The organism is Bradyrhizobium ganzhouense, assembly GCF_049949285.1.
Lineage (GTDB): Bacteria > Pseudomonadota > Alphaproteobacteria > Rhizobiales > Xanthobacteraceae > Bradyrhizobium > Bradyrhizobium ganzhouense.
Genome location: NZ_CP181318.1, coordinates 2,224,945 through 2,242,130, shown reverse-complemented (window position 1 = coordinate 2,242,130; position 17,186 = coordinate 2,224,945). Strand labels below are relative to the sequence as shown.

General features: G+C 62.7%; 14 protein-coding genes. 3 read left to right on the top strand and 11 right to left on the bottom strand.

The genetic code is table 11. The annotated features are described in order from the left end of the window. Nucleotides 1-22: 22 nt before the first annotated feature. Together ACLFLU_RS10245 and ACLFLU_RS10240 are read right to left on the bottom strand one after the other, a co-directional pair. Nucleotides 23-1,486, bottom strand: a complete 1,464-nt coding sequence (locus tag ACLFLU_RS10245) for an amidase (protein ID WP_426412067.1) — start codon at nt 1,484-1,486, stop codon at nt 23-25. A gap of 249 nt (nt 1,487-1,735) precedes the next feature. Continuing rightward, nucleotides 1,736-2,515, bottom strand: coding sequence for an IclR family transcriptional regulator (locus ACLFLU_RS10240; RefSeq protein WP_426412066.1), 780 nt, complete (start codon nt 2,513-2,515; stop codon nt 1,736-1,738). Nucleotides 2,516-2,706: 191 nt separating this feature from the next. On the opposite strand from ACLFLU_RS10240, the gene ACLFLU_RS10235 reads away from it, so the two are divergent. Continuing rightward, a complete protein-coding gene (locus ACLFLU_RS10235; RefSeq protein ID WP_426412065.1) occupies nt 2,707-3,639 on the top strand; it encodes a carbon-nitrogen hydrolase family protein in 933 nt (310 codons plus the stop codon). Continuing rightward, nucleotides 3,636-4,253 (top strand): pyridoxamine 5'-phosphate oxidase family protein, encoded by a 618-nt coding sequence (locus ACLFLU_RS10230; protein WP_426412064.1) that lies wholly within the window; start codon nt 3,636-3,638, stop codon nt 4,251-4,253. The genes ACLFLU_RS10235 and ACLFLU_RS10230 overlap by 4 nt, the downstream gene beginning before the upstream one ends. Nucleotides 4,254-4,415: 162 nt before the next feature. Here the strand turns inward: ACLFLU_RS10230 and ACLFLU_RS10225 are convergent, their stop codons facing one another. From ACLFLU_RS10225 to ACLFLU_RS10205, 5 genes are all read right to left on the bottom strand, one after another. Next, nucleotides 4,416-5,507, bottom strand: a complete 1,092-nt coding sequence (locus ACLFLU_RS10225; RefSeq protein WP_426412063.1) for a Gfo/Idh/MocA family protein — start codon at nt 5,505-5,507, stop codon at nt 4,416-4,418. 3 nt (nt 5,508-5,510) lie between these two features. Beyond that, on the bottom strand, nt 5,511-6,518 hold the full coding sequence (locus ACLFLU_RS10220; protein WP_426412062.1) for a Gfo/Idh/MocA family protein: 1,008 nt from the start codon (nt 6,516-6,518) through the stop codon (nt 5,511-5,513). A 49-nt stretch (nt 6,519-6,567) separates the two neighbouring features. Further along, the gene (locus tag ACLFLU_RS10215) at nt 6,568-7,341 is read right to left on the bottom strand and encodes a carbohydrate ABC transporter permease (RefSeq protein ID WP_426413962.1); all 774 of its coding nucleotides are present in this window, start codon (nt 7,339-7,341) and stop codon (nt 6,568-6,570) included. A 91-nt stretch (nt 7,342-7,432) separates the two neighbouring features. Next, nucleotides 7,433-8,335: a carbohydrate ABC transporter permease gene (locus ACLFLU_RS10210; RefSeq protein WP_426413961.1), complete on the bottom strand. Its 903-nt coding sequence runs from the start codon at nt 8,333-8,335 to the stop codon at nt 7,433-7,435. A 47-nt stretch (nt 8,336-8,382) separates the two neighbouring features. Next, nucleotides 8,383-9,675 (bottom strand): ABC transporter substrate-binding protein, encoded by a 1,293-nt coding sequence (locus ACLFLU_RS10205; RefSeq protein WP_426412061.1) that lies wholly within the window; start codon nt 9,673-9,675, stop codon nt 8,383-8,385. A gap of 288 nt (nt 9,676-9,963) precedes the next feature. On the opposite strand from ACLFLU_RS10205, the gene ACLFLU_RS10200 reads away from it, so the two are divergent. Then, on the top strand, nt 9,964-12,951 hold the full coding sequence (locus tag ACLFLU_RS10200) for a tetratricopeptide repeat protein (protein ID WP_426412060.1): 2,988 nt from the start codon (nt 9,964-9,966) through the stop codon (nt 12,949-12,951). Here ACLFLU_RS10200 and ACLFLU_RS10195 read toward each other — a convergent pair. From ACLFLU_RS10195 to ACLFLU_RS10180, 4 genes are all read right to left on the bottom strand, one after another. Then, on the bottom strand, nt 12,948-13,745 hold the full coding sequence (locus tag ACLFLU_RS10195) for an adenylate/guanylate cyclase domain-containing protein (RefSeq protein WP_426412059.1): 798 nt from the start codon (nt 13,743-13,745) through the stop codon (nt 12,948-12,950). The two genes, ACLFLU_RS10200 and ACLFLU_RS10195, sit on opposite strands and share 4 nt — an antisense overlap. Before the next feature lie 157 nt (nt 13,746-13,902). Then, the gene (locus tag ACLFLU_RS10190) at nt 13,903-15,018 is read right to left on the bottom strand and encodes a DUF2336 domain-containing protein (RefSeq protein WP_426413960.1); all 1,116 of its coding nucleotides are present in this window, start codon (nt 15,016-15,018) and stop codon (nt 13,903-13,905) included. Nucleotides 15,019-15,245: 227 nt separating this feature from the next. Then, nucleotides 15,246-16,442, bottom strand: coding sequence for an adenylate/guanylate cyclase domain-containing protein (locus tag ACLFLU_RS10185; protein ID WP_426412058.1), 1,197 nt, complete (start codon nt 16,440-16,442; stop codon nt 15,246-15,248). A gap of 115 nt (nt 16,443-16,557) precedes the next feature. Further along, nucleotides 16,558-17,142 (bottom strand): HutD/Ves family protein, encoded by a 585-nt coding sequence (locus tag ACLFLU_RS10180; RefSeq protein WP_426412057.1) that lies wholly within the window; start codon nt 17,140-17,142, stop codon nt 16,558-16,560. Nucleotides 17,143-17,186 lie beyond the last annotated feature (44 nt).

The following is a 17,186-nucleotide window of genomic DNA, read 5'->3' as shown; positions in this document are numbered from 1 at the left end:
AAGTTAAAAGGTTTGTGCGCCGTCAGCGAACGGAACGCGTTCGCCAATCGGTCGACCTCTCGAAAGCGTGCGCGGCACGGTAGAGCGTCGTTTCCTCGAACTGCCGGCCGACCAGCATCATCCCGACGGGCAGGCCGTCGCTCATGCCGCAGGGGAGCTGCAGTGCCGGATGGCCCGTCACGTCGAATGGAAATGTGTTCGCCATATTCTCTGTTGCGCGCTGCATGCTGAGTTCGCGCGGAGCGTCCTTCGACGGCAGGGGCGGCGCCTTCAGGGGAGTGGTCGGCATAAGGAGGAGATCGACCGTCTCGAGCGCCTTGTCGTATTCGGCTCGTAGTTGACGGGCGAGGTTCTGCGCCTTGGCGTAGTAACGTCCACCACCGGCCTGAATCATGTACTCGCCGAGCAGCACGGTTGCCTTGACGGGATCGGACAGTTCGTCTGCGCGAAGCCGCCAGGCGGCATGCGCTTGCACCATGCTGGTCACATAGAGCCCCTTCCAATTGAACCCGTGACCATTGCCCTTCATCAGCTGCTGGGTCGCGCCCTCATAAGCGATGACGAGCCAGATGTTCGGACCGAGCAGATGCATCGGCACCGATAGATCGCAAACATCGGCTCCAAGTTTCCTGAACTGGTCCGCAGCAATTCTGACGCTCTCATCGACGTCTGTCTCCGAGTTGGCGTGACCAAAACCCTCCTTGAGAATTCCGACGCGAAGGCCCTTGCAGCCCTGATCCAGTGCTTCGGTGTATCCCCTGGCCTTGGCCTGCGCGTTCTGGCGCGGGTCCAAGCCGTCCGCCCCCGCAATGACCTCCAGCATGAGCGCGTTGTCCGCAACAGAGCGCGTCATCGGGCCGAGGTGATCGAGAGTGAGTTCGATTGGCATCGCCCCGGTGTATGGGACCAGGCCCCATGTCGGCTTCATGCCGACGATGCCGCAATAGGACGATGGAGTTCGGATTGATCCGCCTTGATCTCCGCCGATCGCCAAATCGACGTCGCCGCTGGCGACAAGCGCTGCACTTCCCGACGAAGAGCCGGCGGCCGAATAGCCGTGCTTGTGAGGATTGTGTACCGGGCCTTGCGCTCCGGTATGCGAACCGCCCGAAAGGCAATAATACTCGCACTGAGATTTGCCGATGATCGTCGCTCCCGCATCAAGCAAGCGCGTGACGACAGTCGCATCGACGTCCGGCACATAGCCTTCCAGGATGGACGAGCCGTTCATCATCGGCACGCCGGCCACCGCTACGTTGTCCTTGATGGCTACGGTGCGACCAACCAGCTTCCCGTGGTCCGCCCCCTTGATCTCGGTCCTGACGTACCAGGCGTTCAGCGGGTTAGCCGCCGCCGACGGGCGATATCCGGCCCTCCGCGGGTATTTCACGTCGGGCAGAAAATCGGGAAGGCGCGCGACAACCTCGTAACTCTCGAGCTGGCCCTGCATACCCTGGAGGAAGAACGCCAAATCTGCGTCCGACATGGAAAACGAGAGACTTCGCGCGACCTCACGCAACGAATCCAAACTCGGGCGTGTGATCATTTCCAATCCCATAATTCATTCTATTGAATTCAATTCTTGTATTTGAATAATAGGAACGGCGCTCAACGGATGTCAAGCGAGACGTCGACAAAACGCGCCGAGCCCATTGCTGGCCAGGGACGCCGCTCAAAGTCGGTGGTCATGTGTTGGGGATTTGAGCCGGCTTGAAAGGCCGGCCAGGTCGCGCGGTCAGCTCAGGAGATCGCCGAACTGCGAAAGGTTCGCGGCAAGTTCCTTGATTGCCGCAATGGCCGCTTTTTCAACCGCAGGCGTGAGGTCGCCTTCGTACATGGTGATGGCAACGCCGGCGATCGCCCTGCCCGATGGTGTCGCGACCAAGGAGCCGTAAGAGCACATGTGAGGCCTGGTGCCTTTGATCTCCTTTGAATAGCCGTCGCGGCGAGCCTCCTTGAGAATCTTGAGCAGCTCGGAGCGATGTTTCGGATGATCCTTGGTCAGCTGCGGCAGCTCCTCGCCCGGGTAGAGCCTGCACACCTCCTCGTTTGACAAGCTGGCAAGCAAAGCGCGGCCGCTCGCCATACAACAAGCGGGCATGCGCGTCCCCGGCTTGAAGGTGACGCCGAGAGGCTGAGGGCTGTTGCGCGCCGCGATAAATAGCACGTCAGGCCCGTCAAGGACGGACATCGTCGCGCCGTTTTCGCGGATCAACTGGATCTCGTCGCAGGCAGCATAAAAATGCTCGACGATTTCGTACTTGTTTATCTTTGAACTAGCGAGATCGAGCACCCGCAGGGTGAGGCCGAACGTGCCATCGCTGGCCTTCTCGACATAGCCTTCCCGAATCAGCGTCGTGCACAGCGAATGGGCCGAACTCATCGCAACGCCGAGTTTGGCTGCGATCATGGTCAGGTTTGGAGGCTGTGCCGCGCTTGCGATGAGCTCCAGGATCCGGAGGCCGCGCGACAGCGCGGGCGCGCTCGTCTTTGTCTCTGCTTCAATGTTGCGCAAGGCGATCTCGGGTCAGCAACCGTGATTTCGACATCTGGAATTGTCCATGCCTACAGCAGCGCAGCCCGTCAACAACCTTCGGCCCCCGTGCTTGGCGCGCAGTGGTCTCTCGACTTGACAAACGCTCCCGTCTGACATTCTAATAGTAGAATATAATTCAATATAATGAATATAAGGAGACTTCTCAAGGCATGACCAAGTTCAACGCAGCGGTCGTCCAGGCTTGCTCGGTCGGTGATGGCACGGCGGCAACGGTCGAGAAGGCCGTCCGGCTGATAGAGGAATGCGGCAAGCAAGGCGCGAACATCGCGGTCTTTCCAGAAGCCTATCTCGGGGGCTATCCGAAGGGCGCCAGCTTCAACATCTTCATCGGCGCCCGCACCCCAGAAGGCCGCGATGAATTCAACGCCTACTACAAGCAGGCCATCGACGTTCCGGGACCGGAAACGCGCGCCATCGGGAAGGCGGTGAAGGCAGCCCAGCTCTTCCTGACCATAGGCGTCATAGAGCGTGATGGAGGTACACTCTACTGCACAGCCCTGTTCTTCCACCCCAACGGCGAGTTACTGGGCAAGCATCGCAAGACCATGCCGACCGCAGCCGAGCGGCTGTGCTGGGGCTTTGGCGATGGCTCCACGCTCACGACCGTCCACACACCCTGGGGCAAGATGGGCGCCGTCATCTGCTGGGAGAACTACATGCCTCTTCTGAGGATGAGCATGTATGGCAAGGGAATCTCCATCTACTGCGCCCCGACAGCCGACGATCGGGACAGTTGGGGATCGACCATGCAGCACATTGCGCTCGAAGGCCGGTGCTTTGTCCTGTCGGCGTGCCAGTATCTGACCAATAGGGATTTTCCCAGCACCATGAAAAACAGGATCGCCGCAACCGCGGACCATGTGCTCATGCGCGGCGGCAGCGTGATCATAAACCCGCTGGGAAATATCCTCGCCGGGCCTGTCTTCGAGAAGGAAGCAATCCTGTTCGCCGAGCTCGACACGGATGACGTATCCCGGGGCAAATTCGACTTCGACGCGGTCGGGCATTACGCACGCCCTGACATCTTCAAGCTTAGCGTCGACGAACGTCCGCAGCAGCCGGTGGAGCGAGTGTGCACATGACTGCTTTCAAAGACAGGCCCTTCTTCCATGAGGGCATGAGAGAGTGGCAAGACCGCTTTGATGGCCGTCGCACCGCGGAAGCCATCGAGAAGCACCGGAAGCACTATGCCTTCTGGGACGACGAGATCGAAATCATCAGAAGTGCAAGGTTCTTCTTTATAGCCTCGACGTTTGGCGACTACGTCGACTGCAACATCAAGTCGGGCGACCCGGGCTTCGTGCATGTCGTCGGACCGAACATAGTCGAGTATCCCGAGTATGACGGCAATTCCATGTACCGGACGGCTGGGAACATCACAAAGAACCCCAATGTCGGCCTGCTCTTTGTGGTCTTTGATGGCAAGAGCCGTCGGATCAGGATCAACGGCAAGGCGGCAGCATTGACTGACGGAGCAACTTTGGATCGGCACTTTGGTGCCAAGCTCGTGGTACGGATCGAGTGCGAGATCTATCCCAATTGCCCACGCTACATTCCGGATCTGATGCGTTCCAAGCCGTCGCCGCACGTCCCGCGGAGCGGTGAGCCCATTCCACCGGCGCCCGAGTGGAAGACCAGAGACTATATTCGCTCGATCCTGCCCGAAGACGATCCGCATCGGCCGCAAGACCCTTAGCGAACTGCCTGCCGGACCCACCACGCTTCGCCCCTTCGGGCTACGCGTAGCGCAGCCATGCTGGAGTCCAAAGGGCGAAGCGCGCCCGGCATAGCTGGAGCGTAGCGGAGGCGACGACGGACAGCTGTGACCGACCCTGCAAATAGCGAATCTTCTTTCGCCTCATCGCCGCGGCGCGGACGCCGCTGCCGGGCGCCAGCCGCGGTATTTCGGATGCTCCTTGCCGATCGGCAGCGCCACCGCCGTGCCGGTCTCCGCGGCGTGATAGAGTGCCGTGATCAGCTCCAGCGAACGCCGCGCGTCCTTAAGCGTCACCGGAAACGGCCCATTGGTTTCCAGCGCCTGATGATAGGCGGCCATCAAGCCTTCGAACCGCGATGGCACGAACGTGAACCCTTCGAGCGCCTTGGCGATACGCGCCTCGGCTTCCGGCGAGGTCGCGATGATCTGCCAGGGATCGTCGCCGGGGGCATAAGGCGAAAGCGAGCTCTCGAAGGTGACGTGCTCGAAGCACAGCCGCAGGCGGCTGATCTCCTGGGCCGAACCCAGCGTCGCCGCGAGCGAGGCCAGCGCGCCGCTCTCCATCACGAGGCTCGCCACCGCGCAGTCCTCGACCTCGATGTCGTTGACGCGCGTTGCGGTGCGCGCAAACACCTCAGCGACCTCGCCCATCAGCCATGTCAGGATGTCGTGGGCGTGGATGGCGTGGGTGAGCAGCGCCCCGCCCAATTCGGTCTCGAAGCGGCCGCGCCACGGCACCGAATAATATTTGGCGCCGCGCAGCCAGGCGGTCTCGACGGTCGCGAGATACGGCTTGCCGGCGAGGCCGAGTTCGATGATGCGCCGCGCCTTCTGCAGGCCGTTGCCGAAACGATACTGGAACACCGGCATGATGCGCCCGCGCGCCGCGGCCTCGGCGGCAGTGAGCTGGTCGATCTCGTGCAGCGAGCCGACAAGCGGCTTTTCGCAGATCACCTGCTTGCCGGCGGCGAGCGCCGCCATGATCTGCGGAAAGTGCAGCGTTGGCGGCGTGCAGATATCGACGATGTCGATATCGCCCATCGCCAGCACCTCGTCGAACGAGGTGGTGCGGCGGGCGACGTCGAACTCATCGCCGACGGCGGCAAGACGTGCCTCGCTGAGGTCGCAGATCACCTGCAGATCGAACTGATCGGGCAAGCGCGCATAGCCCTCGGTGATATGGTTGCGGCCGATGCCAAGGCCGACAACGGCGACTGTTCTGCGCTTCGACATGCCTTATGCCCTTCCTTCGGCCATCGCCTGCGCGGTGAGCGCCAGCTCCATGGCCTTGAAGCAGCGCGCCTGCGGGATAGCGGTCTCGGTGCGATCGAGCACGTCGGCGATGAGCTGGCGGCCGTAGGGCAATTCGACATTGGAACAGTCGATCCGGTGGACACCCTTGCGATCGACCATGATGAGATGGTCGATGCCGGGCTGCCCGGCGACGTCGATATATTTGCGCAGCTCCATGTAGCCCTCGGTGCCCAGAATGGTGATCCGGCCGTCACCCCAATTGGGCAGACCGTCCGGGGTGAACCAGTCGACGCGGACGTAGCCGGTGACATCACCGGTCCGCAGCAACATTTCGCCGAAATCCTGCAATTCCGGCCTATCAGGATTGGCGCGGTTGGCGACGGTCGCGCTGACGACCTTGGCATCGAGCGCGTCGGCGAAAAACAGGAACTGCTCGCATTGATGCGAGGCGATGTCGGTCAAGACGCCGCCGGTGCGCTCGCGCGAATAAAACCAATCGGGCCGCGGCAGATTTTTCAATTTGTGCGGGCCGAGCCCGACGGTGTTGATGACCTTGCCGATGGCGCCGGCCGCGATCAGCTCGCCGGCTTTCACGGTGGAGCGGGTCTCAAAATGCTCGGAGTAGCAGACCGAATAGATCCGCTTGGTCTCGGCCTGGACCCGGCGGACCTCGGCCAATTGCTCCAGCGAGGTCATGCCCGGCTTGTCGCTCATATAGTCCTTGCCGTGGCGCATCACCTCGATGCCGAGCGGCGCGCGGTCGGCGGGGATGCCGGACGAGAGGATCAATGCGATGGACGTATCCTCGAGCAATCTCGCCCGCTCGGCCACGCGCGGGACTAGCGGATATTTCGCCGCGAATGCCTGGGCCAGATCGTCCTCGACGGCGTGAAAGCCGACCAGCTCGGCGCCGGCGTTCAGCAGGCAATCGACCTGGCCATAGATGTGGGCGTGATTGATGCCGATCGCGGCGAAACGAAGTTTGCTCATGACTTTTCTTCCCTAGTTGGCGGTTCGTGCAGGGATGCGTCCGACGCCGTCAGCCCTTCAACCCGGTGGTGGCGATGCCGTCGATCAGCAGACGCTGGAAGAACAGGAAGAGGGCGAACAGCGGCAGCAGCGTCAGTGTCGACATGGCGAACAGGGCGCTCCAGTCGGATTTGCCGGTGGAATCGACGAAGCTGCGCAATCCGAGCTGCACGGTGTAGGAATTCATGTCGTTGAGATAGATCAGCGGCCCGAAGAAATCGTCCCAGGTCCAGATGAAGGTGAAGACCGCGGCCGTGGCAAGCGCCGGTACCGACAGCGGCAGGATCACGATCCAGTAGATGCGCCAGGGACCGCAGCCGTCGATCATCGCGGCCTCATCGAGTTCGCGCGGGATCGAGCGGAAGAACTGCACCAGCAGGAAGATGAAGAAGGCGTCCACCGCCAGGAATTTCGGCACAATCAGCGGCAGGAAGGTGTCGACCCAGTCGAGATTGAGGAACAGGATGTATTGCGGGATCAACGTCACGTGATACGGCAGCATCAAGGTGCCGAGCATCAGCGCGAACCAGAATTTCTGGCCGCGGAATTTCAGCCGGGCGAACGCATAGGCCGCGAGCGAGCACGACATCACGTTGCCGACCACGCTGCACAGCGAAACCAATAGCGAGTTCAGGAAGAACTTTCCGAAACTCACCTGCAGCCCGGACCAGCCGCGCCAGTAGGCAGCGAGGCTGAAGTGGCGCGGCCATAGCGATGCATCGCCGAAGATGTCGCTGTCCGGCTTGAACGAGCTCGCCAGCATCCAGAGCAGCGGATACAGCATGGCGATCGAGGCGAGGCACAGCACGACATGATAGATCAGCGCGCGGCGGCGCCCATTGCGAGGGTGCGGAGCGTCATCCGATGTTGCGAGATCAACCATCGTAGTGCACCCAATAGCGCGACGACAGGAAGGACAATGCGGTGAAGGCCGCGATGATCACCACCAGCACCCACGCCAGCGCGGAGGCATAGCCCATGCGGAAATAGGCAAAGGCCTCCTGGTAAAGATAGAGCGTATAGAACAGCGTCGCGTCGATCGGGCCGCCGGTGCCCCCGCTGATGATGAAGGCCGGCGTAAATGCTTTGAAGGCGTCGATGGTCTGCACCACGACGTTGAAGAACAGCACCGGCGTCAGCAGCGGCAGCGTGATCCGCCAGAATTGCTGGTTGCGGCTGGCGCCATCGATCTCGGCAGCCTCATAGACGTCCTTCGGAATCTGGCGCAGGCCGGCGAGAAAGATGATCATCGGCGAGCCGAACTGCCACACGCTCAGCGCCACCAGGGTATAGAGCGCGGTGTCGGGATTGGAGATCCAGCTTGGTCCATGAATGCCGACCAGCTTCAGCGCCTGGTTGAGCAGGCCGTCGCCGGCGAACAACTGGCGCCACAGCACCGCGACGGCAACGCTGGCGCCGATCAGCGACGGCAAATAGAAGATCGCCCGGTACAGCGGCAGGCCGCGCAAGCCGCGGTTCAGCATCACGGCCACCAGCAGCGCGAAGGCGAGCTTGAGCGGCACGGCCAGTGCGACATAGAGGAAGGTGACGTGCATCGCCGCGCTGAACTTGGGATCGCTGGTCGCGATGCGCACATAGTTGGCGGCGCCGACCCAGCGCGGGTTGCTGAGCAGGTCGTAATCCGTGAACGACAGATACAGTGAGACCAGCGCCGGCCCCAGCGTGAGCCCGAAAAACCCGATGAGCCAGGGCGCAACGAACAGATAGCCCGTCGCATTCTCGCGCCAGGACGATTCAGGCGCTCGTGCGGCTGGCAGGGCCGGCCTCGAGGTCGCAGCGTCGATCAGCGTATCCGCCACCGCTGCTATCCGCGGGCCAGCACGGAGGACGCCTCGGCAACGAACTGCTTGGCGCCGTCGGCGGGGGTCAGACGGCCGAAACCGACCTGCTCATTGACACGCCGCAGCACGGCCTGGATCTCGCCGGCGCCCCGCGGTGGCGGAGGCGGCAACGGCCCAACCTTGTCGCTGATCAGGCTGATGTAGTCGGCCATGGCGCGGCCGAGGTCGTCGAGCGTCGGCGTCACGACGTTGCGCACCGCGGACGACGGCGGCACGCCGCGCTCGACACCGAGCAGCTTGCCGGCTTCGGTGTCGGCGACGAAGTAACTGACCAGCTGAACCGCCGCCTCGGCCTGTTTCGACTGCGCCGAGACGCTCCACATCATGGCCGGCTTCAGATACTGGCCGGGTTTGGCGCCTTGTCCTCCGTCGGGAAAGGTGGAAAGGCCGAGCTTGCTCTTGTTGATGGCCTGGAATCCGACCAGCTGGTTGGAGTGGGCAAACGTCATGGCGGCCTTGCCGAGCGACAACAGGTTCGCGTCGATCTCGCCGCGATCGAGCGCCTGAATATCCGGCGCGGCGCTGGCGCCGCGTTTACGCATGTCACTCCAGAACGCGAGCCACTCGGTCATGTCCTTGTCGTCGTAGCCGACCTTGCCTTCCCCCGTGTAGAGCGACTTGCCGCGCTGGGCGAGCCAGACCTCGAGGAGCGGCTCGTTTCCACCGCCGTCCTCCATGCCGGTAAAGCCGTCGCGCTTGGCGGCCTTGGTGATCTCGGCAGCGAGATCGCCGATCTCGCTCCACGTCATCTTCCAGACCGGCTCTTTCAGGCCCAGACTCTGGATCAGCCCCTTGTCGTAGACCATCGCCGTCGAGTTGAGGCCGAGGCTGACGCCGTAGATCTTGCCGTCGACCTTGCCGCTGTCGACCGCGGCCGGGCTGAAATCCGTCAAATTGAGGGCTTTCGGCACATAGCTGTCGAGCGGCAGCAGGGCACCCCGGCGGGCGTATTCGAAGATGTAGCGATAATCCATCTGCAGCACGTCGGGTGCATTGCGGCCGGCGGTTTGCGTCGCAAGCCGCGCCCAATAGTCGGTCCAGCCCAGCGACTCGCCGGCGATCGTCATTTCCGGATGGCTGCTCAAATAGAGCTGATTGACCTTGTCGGTGCGTTCCGCCCGTTCCTTGGCGCCCCACCAGAACATGCGCAGCCGCAACTCCCGCGCCGCAGCGGGCAAGTCGCCGAGACCAGCCAGTGCTGCACCGCCGATACCGGCTCCGATCAATGAACGACGCGACAACGCAAAGCCGCTCATGACTTGTCCTCCCTGACCTCGTGTCGATCAAGGCGCGTGTGACCGGCCGATGACACCAGTTAACCGCTTGCCAATGCACGAGTTGCGTAACGTGCTTCTTTTTTGCAAGCGACCGAAGGTAGCGGCGCATTGTTGGCTTTGTCAAACGCGAGCTCGCGGGCTCCGGCTTGAAGCGTGGAACGTTCGGACCGCGCCAGCTTCGCACCAGCCTCGCACCAGAAACTGTCTCAACGGGACCCTCCGATCGCGCTCGGTAGCTCCCTCAAGCACAGCTTTTCTGGTCACCTCATGAACCGCCAAGAACGCCGGGCCGCGGCCAAGCAATCGCAGAAGGTCGCGCCGCAAAATATGGCGGTGGCCAAGAGCCTGGAGGCGGCGAAACAGGGCCAGGCGCTGTTCAATCTCGGGCGGTATGCGGAAGCCCTGGACTGCTTCAACATCTTCGCCAGGCTCAATCCGAATGTCGCGCCGCTGTATCAGACGCGCGGGCTTTGCCTGCAGCGGCTGGGCCGGCTTGAGGAGGCGCAGGCCGACTTCGAGAGGTCGATTGCGCTGAACCCCGCTGAGGCCGAGACGCACAAGAACCTTGGCACCCTTCATGCGCGATTTGGCCGGATGGAGCAGGCTTTCGCGAGCTTCGATCGCGCGCTCGCGCTTCGTCCGAATTTTTCCGCGGCGCTCAACGAGAAGGCGCGGGCGCTGTGGAGCCTGCAATTGCTCGACGAGGCTTTCGCGGCCTTTCACCAATCGCAGGCCCTCGAGCCCGGCAATGCGGACACGATCTGGAATCTCGCGCTGCTGCAAATGCTGACCGGGGATTTCGAGCGGGGCTTGCCGGGACGCGAGGCGCGCTGGAAGGCGTCCTCCCTCGGCCTGCCCGATCGCGGGTTTTCGCAAGCCCTCTGGCTGCGCGACCAGCCGCTCGAAGGCAAGACCATTTTGCTTCATGCCGACGAGGCCCTGGGCGACTCGATTCAGTTTGCGCGCTATGTGCCCTTCGTGGCCGCGCTCGGCGCCCAAGTCATCCTGGAGGTCAAGCCTGCGGTCCAGCGGCTTCTGGCCGGCGTGCCGGGCGTCGCACATTGTGTCGACCGATCGTCGACGCCGTCGCTGGCGTTCGACCTGCATTGTCCGCTTGGAAGCCTGCCGCTGGCGTTCGGGACGCGGCTCGACACGATCCCGTTCGCGCAAGGTTTTCTTCCCGCGCCCCCGGCGGAGCGCGTGACAGCTTGGGAGAACCGGCTTGGTCCCCGCACCCGCCTCCGCGTCGGCCTGGTCTGGTCGGGGGATCCGGGTCACAAGAACGATCACAACCGGTCGATGGCCCTGCGTACGCTTGCGCCGCTGCTGGATTGCGATGTCCAGTTCATCTCCTTGCAAAAAGGCATCAGGGATGAGGATCGGGGCTTCCTCCGCGAACGCGAGGACATCATCGACCCAACGGAGCAGCTCAACGATTTCAGCGAGACGGCGGCGCTGGTCGCCTGTCTCGATCTGGTGATCTCGGTCGATACCAGCGTCGTGCACCTCTCAGGTGCGCTTGGCACGCCTGTCTGGACCATGCTGCCGTTCAACCCGGATTGGCGCTGGCTGCTCAATCGCGGCGACAGCCCGTGGTATTCGTCCATGCGGCTGTTCAGGCAAACGACGCGAGACGACTGGGTCAGCGTCGTGGACAACGTTCGGCACGAGCTGGAGGCGCTGGTGTCCGCGTGGCGGCCGGACGCACGGCCGCACCGAAGCGATGCCTTGTCCTTCGGGCGAGAGGATGCGCTCGTCTCAAACTACCTCGGCCATCAGCTCTGGCAACTCAAGCGCACGGACGAGGCTCTGCTGCAATTCCAACAGGCACTGCACCTCAATCCGCAATATTTCGAGGCCGCGGAGAATTGCGGCAGGCTGTTGCTCGATCTCGGCAGGCCAGCGGAAGCCCTGGACTATTTGAACGCAGCCGAGACGCTGAATCCAAGTTCCGCGAGCCTGTATCGGACACGCGGCATTTGCCTCCAGGAGGCGAACCGGCTCGCGGACGCGGAGGCCGACTTCGAGAGATCCATTGCGCTGGACGCGTGCGTGGCGGAGACGCACAACAATCTCGGCCTGCTGCATTGGAAGCTTGGCCGGACCGATCAGGCCTTTGCGTGCATCGATCGCGCGGTCGCACTTCGTCCGCATTTTGCCGCAGCTTTTGCCAACAAGGCATGGATGTTGCTGGATCTGCAATTGCTGGATCAGGCCTCCGCGGCGTTTCGCAAATCGCTGGCGATCGACCCGAATCGTGCATCGACGATTTTCAGTTTCGCGCTGCTTCAACTGCTGACCGGAGATTTCGAGCGCGGCTGGGCGGGACGCGAAGCCCGCTGGAAGGCGTCGCCTCTCGGCCTCGCCGATCTCGGCTTTGCCCAACCGCTTTGGCGCGGCGAGCAGTCGATCGAAGGCAAGACCATCTTGCTTTATTGCGACGAGGGATTGGGCGACTCCATTCAGTTTGCACGTTTTGTGCCGATGGTGGCCGCGCTCGGAGCCCGCATCATCCTTGGGGTGCGGCCGCCGATCCAGCAGCTGTTGGCTGGGATCGCCGGGGTCGCAGAATGTATCAGCCGGGAAGCTGCGGCGTCGCTGGCGTTCGACCTGCATTGCCCTCTTGGCAGCCTGCCGCTGGCGTTCAGGACGCGGCTCGACACGATCCCGTTCGCGCAAGGCTACCTACCCGCGCCGCCGGCGGCGCGCGTGACGGCGTTGGAGAACCGGCTTGGCCCCCGCACGCGCTTCCGCGTCGGCCTGGTCTGGTCGGGGGATCCGGGTCACAAGAACGACCACAACCGGTCGATCGGCCTGCGCACGCTTGCGCCGCTGCTGGATTGCGACGTCCAGTTCGTCTCCTTGCAAAAGGGTGTCCGGGCTCAGGACCGGGCTTTCCTCGACGAGCGCAAGGACATCATCGACCTGACGGAGCAGCTGACGGATTTCAGCGACACTGCGGCGCTGGTCTCCTGTCTCGATCTGGTCATCTTGGTCGATACCAGCGTGGTTCATCTCGCAGGCGGACTCGGCGCACCGGTCTGGACGATGCTGCCGTTCAATCCGGACTGGCGCTGGCTGCTCAATCGCGACGACAGCCCGTGGTATCAGTCGATGCGGCTGTTCAGGCAGCCGAAGCGAGGCGACTGGGCCAGTGTCGTGGAGAACGTCCGGCGTGAACTGGAGGCCTTGGCTTCCGCATCACGCAGCCGCAACGAAGCGAACGACGAAGCGGTACCCGCGCTCACGCTTTAACTCTCCACCCGATACAGCCGCCACCGCGCCGGCACGCCCTTGAGCTGGTGGCTGCCGTGGTCCTTGAGGCGGATCTGGGATTGCGCCGCGAGCAGATCCTTCACCGCACGCGAGACCAGCACTTCGCCGGCGCGGGCCTTGGCGGCGACACGGGTGCAGATGTGGAAAGCGAGACCGACCATCTCGCCGCCGCTGATCGTGTATTCGCCCGCGTGCAGGCCAACCCTGATATCGAGCCCGAGCGTGCGCACGGCCTCCCGGATCGCGGTCGCGCAATTGATGCCGGCGGCCGGCGCCTTGAAGGTGGCGAGCACGCCGTCGCCGGTCGTCACGACCTCCTTGCCGCGCGACGATTTCAGCTCTTTGCGGACCGCCGCGTAATAGAGACCCATTACCTTGGTCCATCGCGCATCGCCGAGCTTTGCGGCTTTTGCCGTGGAGCCGACGATGTCGACGATCAGGATCGTGGCGAGCGCCTGCTTGAGATCGGCACTGGTGTCGGCGGATTTGCGCCGGGTCGCAATAACGCCTGTCAAAGGCTCATAATCATGGCTGCGCCGCCGCGCGATCGCGGATTTGGTGTAATCCTGCGCGCGCTGCGCCGTGCCGCATCGGATCGTTTTTTCCTGCGGCAGACGTGTCCAGTAAACCTTGCGTCCCTTGCCGGCGCCCTGCACCTCCACGGCGCCCCATTTCAGGAACACCGCCGAGCCGACGCGCCGCACGCACCACGCTTTTGAGGTGTATCCGGACACGTTCGACTGATGCAGGCCGATGCGAAGGAATTTGGGCATGAACGAGCGGCCAATCGATGGACCATCTGGGCGGACCTGAGATGGAGCGTAATTGGACGTTCCCGCGTTGGCAACAGGACTCCGAATCCAGGGCGTGCTGAAGCGAAAGCTTGCCACAGAGGAGTGCGCCTTCGGACGAAAGGCTATCAAGCCGATCCTAGATCAAGCGCTGCGACTTTTGAATTGAGCCGCCAAAAGCCTCTTCCTTTCGCGTTCGATAGATGACGAGGACCTCTTGGCACGCCTTGACGTTCAACCGGTGGAAATCGAGCTTCAACCGCTCCAGTTCGCCCGCTGTGATCCGGAAGTTGGCCGCTCCCAGGAAAAGTAGCGCCATCGTGGTCGGCCACGAGAAATCGAGGGATTTGGCCAGAATCAAGACCGGCTCGCGATCCTTCTCGATCAATGCCCGTTCCGCGACATCGGTCGGCAATCCGCAGAGCAACGACAGCGCGACAGTCGTCTCGTTGAACTTGAGAGAATGAGCAAGTTCGAAGACCTTGTCTTCCGTCAGCTCGCCTCTCTCGTGCAGCTTCGCCACCGTACGTTTCGCCGTAAAATAGTCCTTCGATGTCGGGCCAAACCGGGCGTGAATAGCCCCGGTGATGTCGACGACGACGTTATGGATCTGTGTTTCAATATCGGGGCGTTCCTTCTGGAGCTTCTGCCGCACCTCTTCGGAAGCTTTGGCGATCAGCTGCTGGAAGAGGTGCCGCGGAATGTCCTTTCGAAGTCCCACCGACTCCGCAAGGATCGAATCACCTTCCGACCGCCGCACCAGATGGAGAAACCCGGATCTTGAAAAGTTCGCGCCGGTGTTCGATGCGACCGAGGTGACGACCTCGGGCGATCCGCGCACCACCAGCACGTCGGTAACCGCTTCCGGGACCGCCTGCCGTTTGGAGATGGCAAGCAAATGTTGCTGGCTCTTGCTCTTGGCGCAGGCGATCAATGTCTCGGTGTCAAGGCGCTGCGACTGACTGAGGACAGGCCATGCGACGTCGATGCAATCATCGCTGGCCATCTGCCGGGTTAGCGCAATGGGCGCGTTCGGGCTGCAGGCGAGCTTGCCGGCAAGCTTCGCGCGCGCGCTCGTCTCGATCTCCTGCGCGAGACGACCGATGATCTCGCCAAAAGTCCAGATCTGCTCCTCGGAATAGGTGCCGGCGATCAGAATGTCTGCCGCATGCCAAAGCGCCCGCAGACAGCTCTCGGGATTTCCTCTCGCAACCGCTTCGTCCAACTCGACCAGGAAGGATGCAGTGACAGCCATTGATGCGCTCGCGGCCTGAAAACGATCAAACGACAGAAATGGGATTTCGAGGTAATGGCGCATGACATCACCTCAGTCCTCAACGCGCGGTAAACCTCCCCAGTCACGTTGGGACGGACTTAAAGTCCACATAACCAGATCGCTTGGATTTTATGTATTGACGGAGCCGGCGGAGGCGCGAAGCAAAAAGAAGCGCCTGCGAGTCGCGGGCCAGGCCTCCATCCGCCTCATCCGTGAAACGCAAACAGCTCGATCGGCTCGCTGAAGCCACGCACAGCGTGCTGGCCGACCCGTTCAAGCTCGAACTCCGGCGTCACCAGCTCGGCAAAATCGTGCGACAGCAGCACCGGCTTGCCGACCTGCTTGGTGAGCGCCTCGAGGCGCGAGGCCATGTTGACGGCGGGACCGATCACGGTGAAGTCGAGCCGGCTGGTCGATCCGATATTGCCGTACATGACGTCGCCGACATGGACGCCGATGCCGTAGTTCAACGGCGCGCGGCCTGTGCCCTTGTTGCGCTCGTTCAGTGCGGCCATGGCCTGACGGGCCTCGGTCACCGCGCGCAAGAGATTGGCGCAGGCGTTGGGCTGACTCAGCGGGAAGATCGCGAGCAGGCCGTCGCCGATGAATTTCAGGATCTCGCCGCCATGTCGCGCGATCGGCTCGGACATCGCGTCGAAATAATCGTTGAGAAGATCGATGACGTCGTCGCGCGGCCAGTTATCGGAGATTTTCGTAAAATCGCGCAGGTCGCAGATCATGATCGCGGCGCGCACCGTCGTGCCGGTGCCGCGTCGCGTGGCGCCCGCGAGGATCAGCTCGCCGGCATGCGAGCCCACATAGGTCTCCAGCAGCGTGCGCGCCAGGCGGTTCTTGATGCGGATCTCGCTGACCAGCGCCAGCACCGGCAACACCTTCTTCAGCGCGGCGATATGGGCATCGTCGAAGCCACCGCGACGGTCGGTCGAGAAGGTGACGAGATGCCGCTTGCCAAGCGTATGATAGAGCGGCCAGGCCACATAGTCGGTCAGGCCCTTGGCCCGCATCTCGTCATAGAGCGCGTGCTTGCGGCCGAGCGCGGGATCCTGCTCCAGATTCTCGCGGACTTCAGTGGCGCCGTCCTGCAACTCGTTGGCGGGACTGCCGATATATTCGGAGCGCTCCCTGACATCGAAATCGACCCGCGATATTTCGGCATCGCGCATGCCGTCGGACCACATGAAACGGGCGCCCAGCCATTGCGGGTGCTGGATCAGGACATGAAGCGTTGCCCGCTTGAGCGGAATGCCGGCCTGCTGGAGGCGGATGCACATCTCGGCAAAAATGTTGTCGATGAAGCGCTCGCCGCGCGTGCCGTTGGTCAGCCAGTCGACGACGGCATCGCTGCCGGAATGGATCAATTCATCGTTTCGCGGCGCGCTCATCATCTGCCCCTGGACGGCGGTCTTTCGTCCCGGACATATCGTGTTCCGGCGCGGCCGCGTCAACCTAGCCAGTTGCACGGATTGTGCCCATCGCCCTGGTGGGCAGGATCGCCGTTCAGGCGACGATTTTGATCGACCCCAGCACGGCCAGCCCCGAAACGAGCGTGAGTGTCGAGGCCGCGGTCAGTTCGGCCTTCAACGTGTTTTCGCGCGAAATCGCAAAATCCTGGCCGTCGAGACGGACGCGGCAGTCGCCGCGCGCCGCGTAGAGCAGATGCGTTCCCGGGGGCAATGGCCGCTCGCCGGGCGCCTTGAGCGCCCCGAGCTCGATCTCCGCCGCACCGCGCCGCGCCATCAGATTGACGACCTCGACCGGACCGGCCTCGAGCTCGGTGACGATCGCCATCTCGCCGGTGAAACGCACGGTCGTGAACGGCTCGCGCTCGTCGAACTCCTGCCCCGGCGCTTTCAGCACCAGCCCGCGCCCTCCGACCACCATCTGCAAGCGGTCGATGCCGGGCATGTGGGAGAACGGCCCGGGCGCCACGATCGGCGTGGCGGCGAAGCGCCACAGCAGGCTGTCCCAGTCTTTCACCGCCGCGACCGGCCGATGTGCATCCGCGATATCGGTAAAGATGCCGCCGCCGTTCTTCCAGGGCGAGCGGGCGTAGTCTTCGGATTTCAGCAGTGTGGTTTTCATGTCCCAGAGACCGTCCGAACGCGCATGTGGATCGATATCGCTCA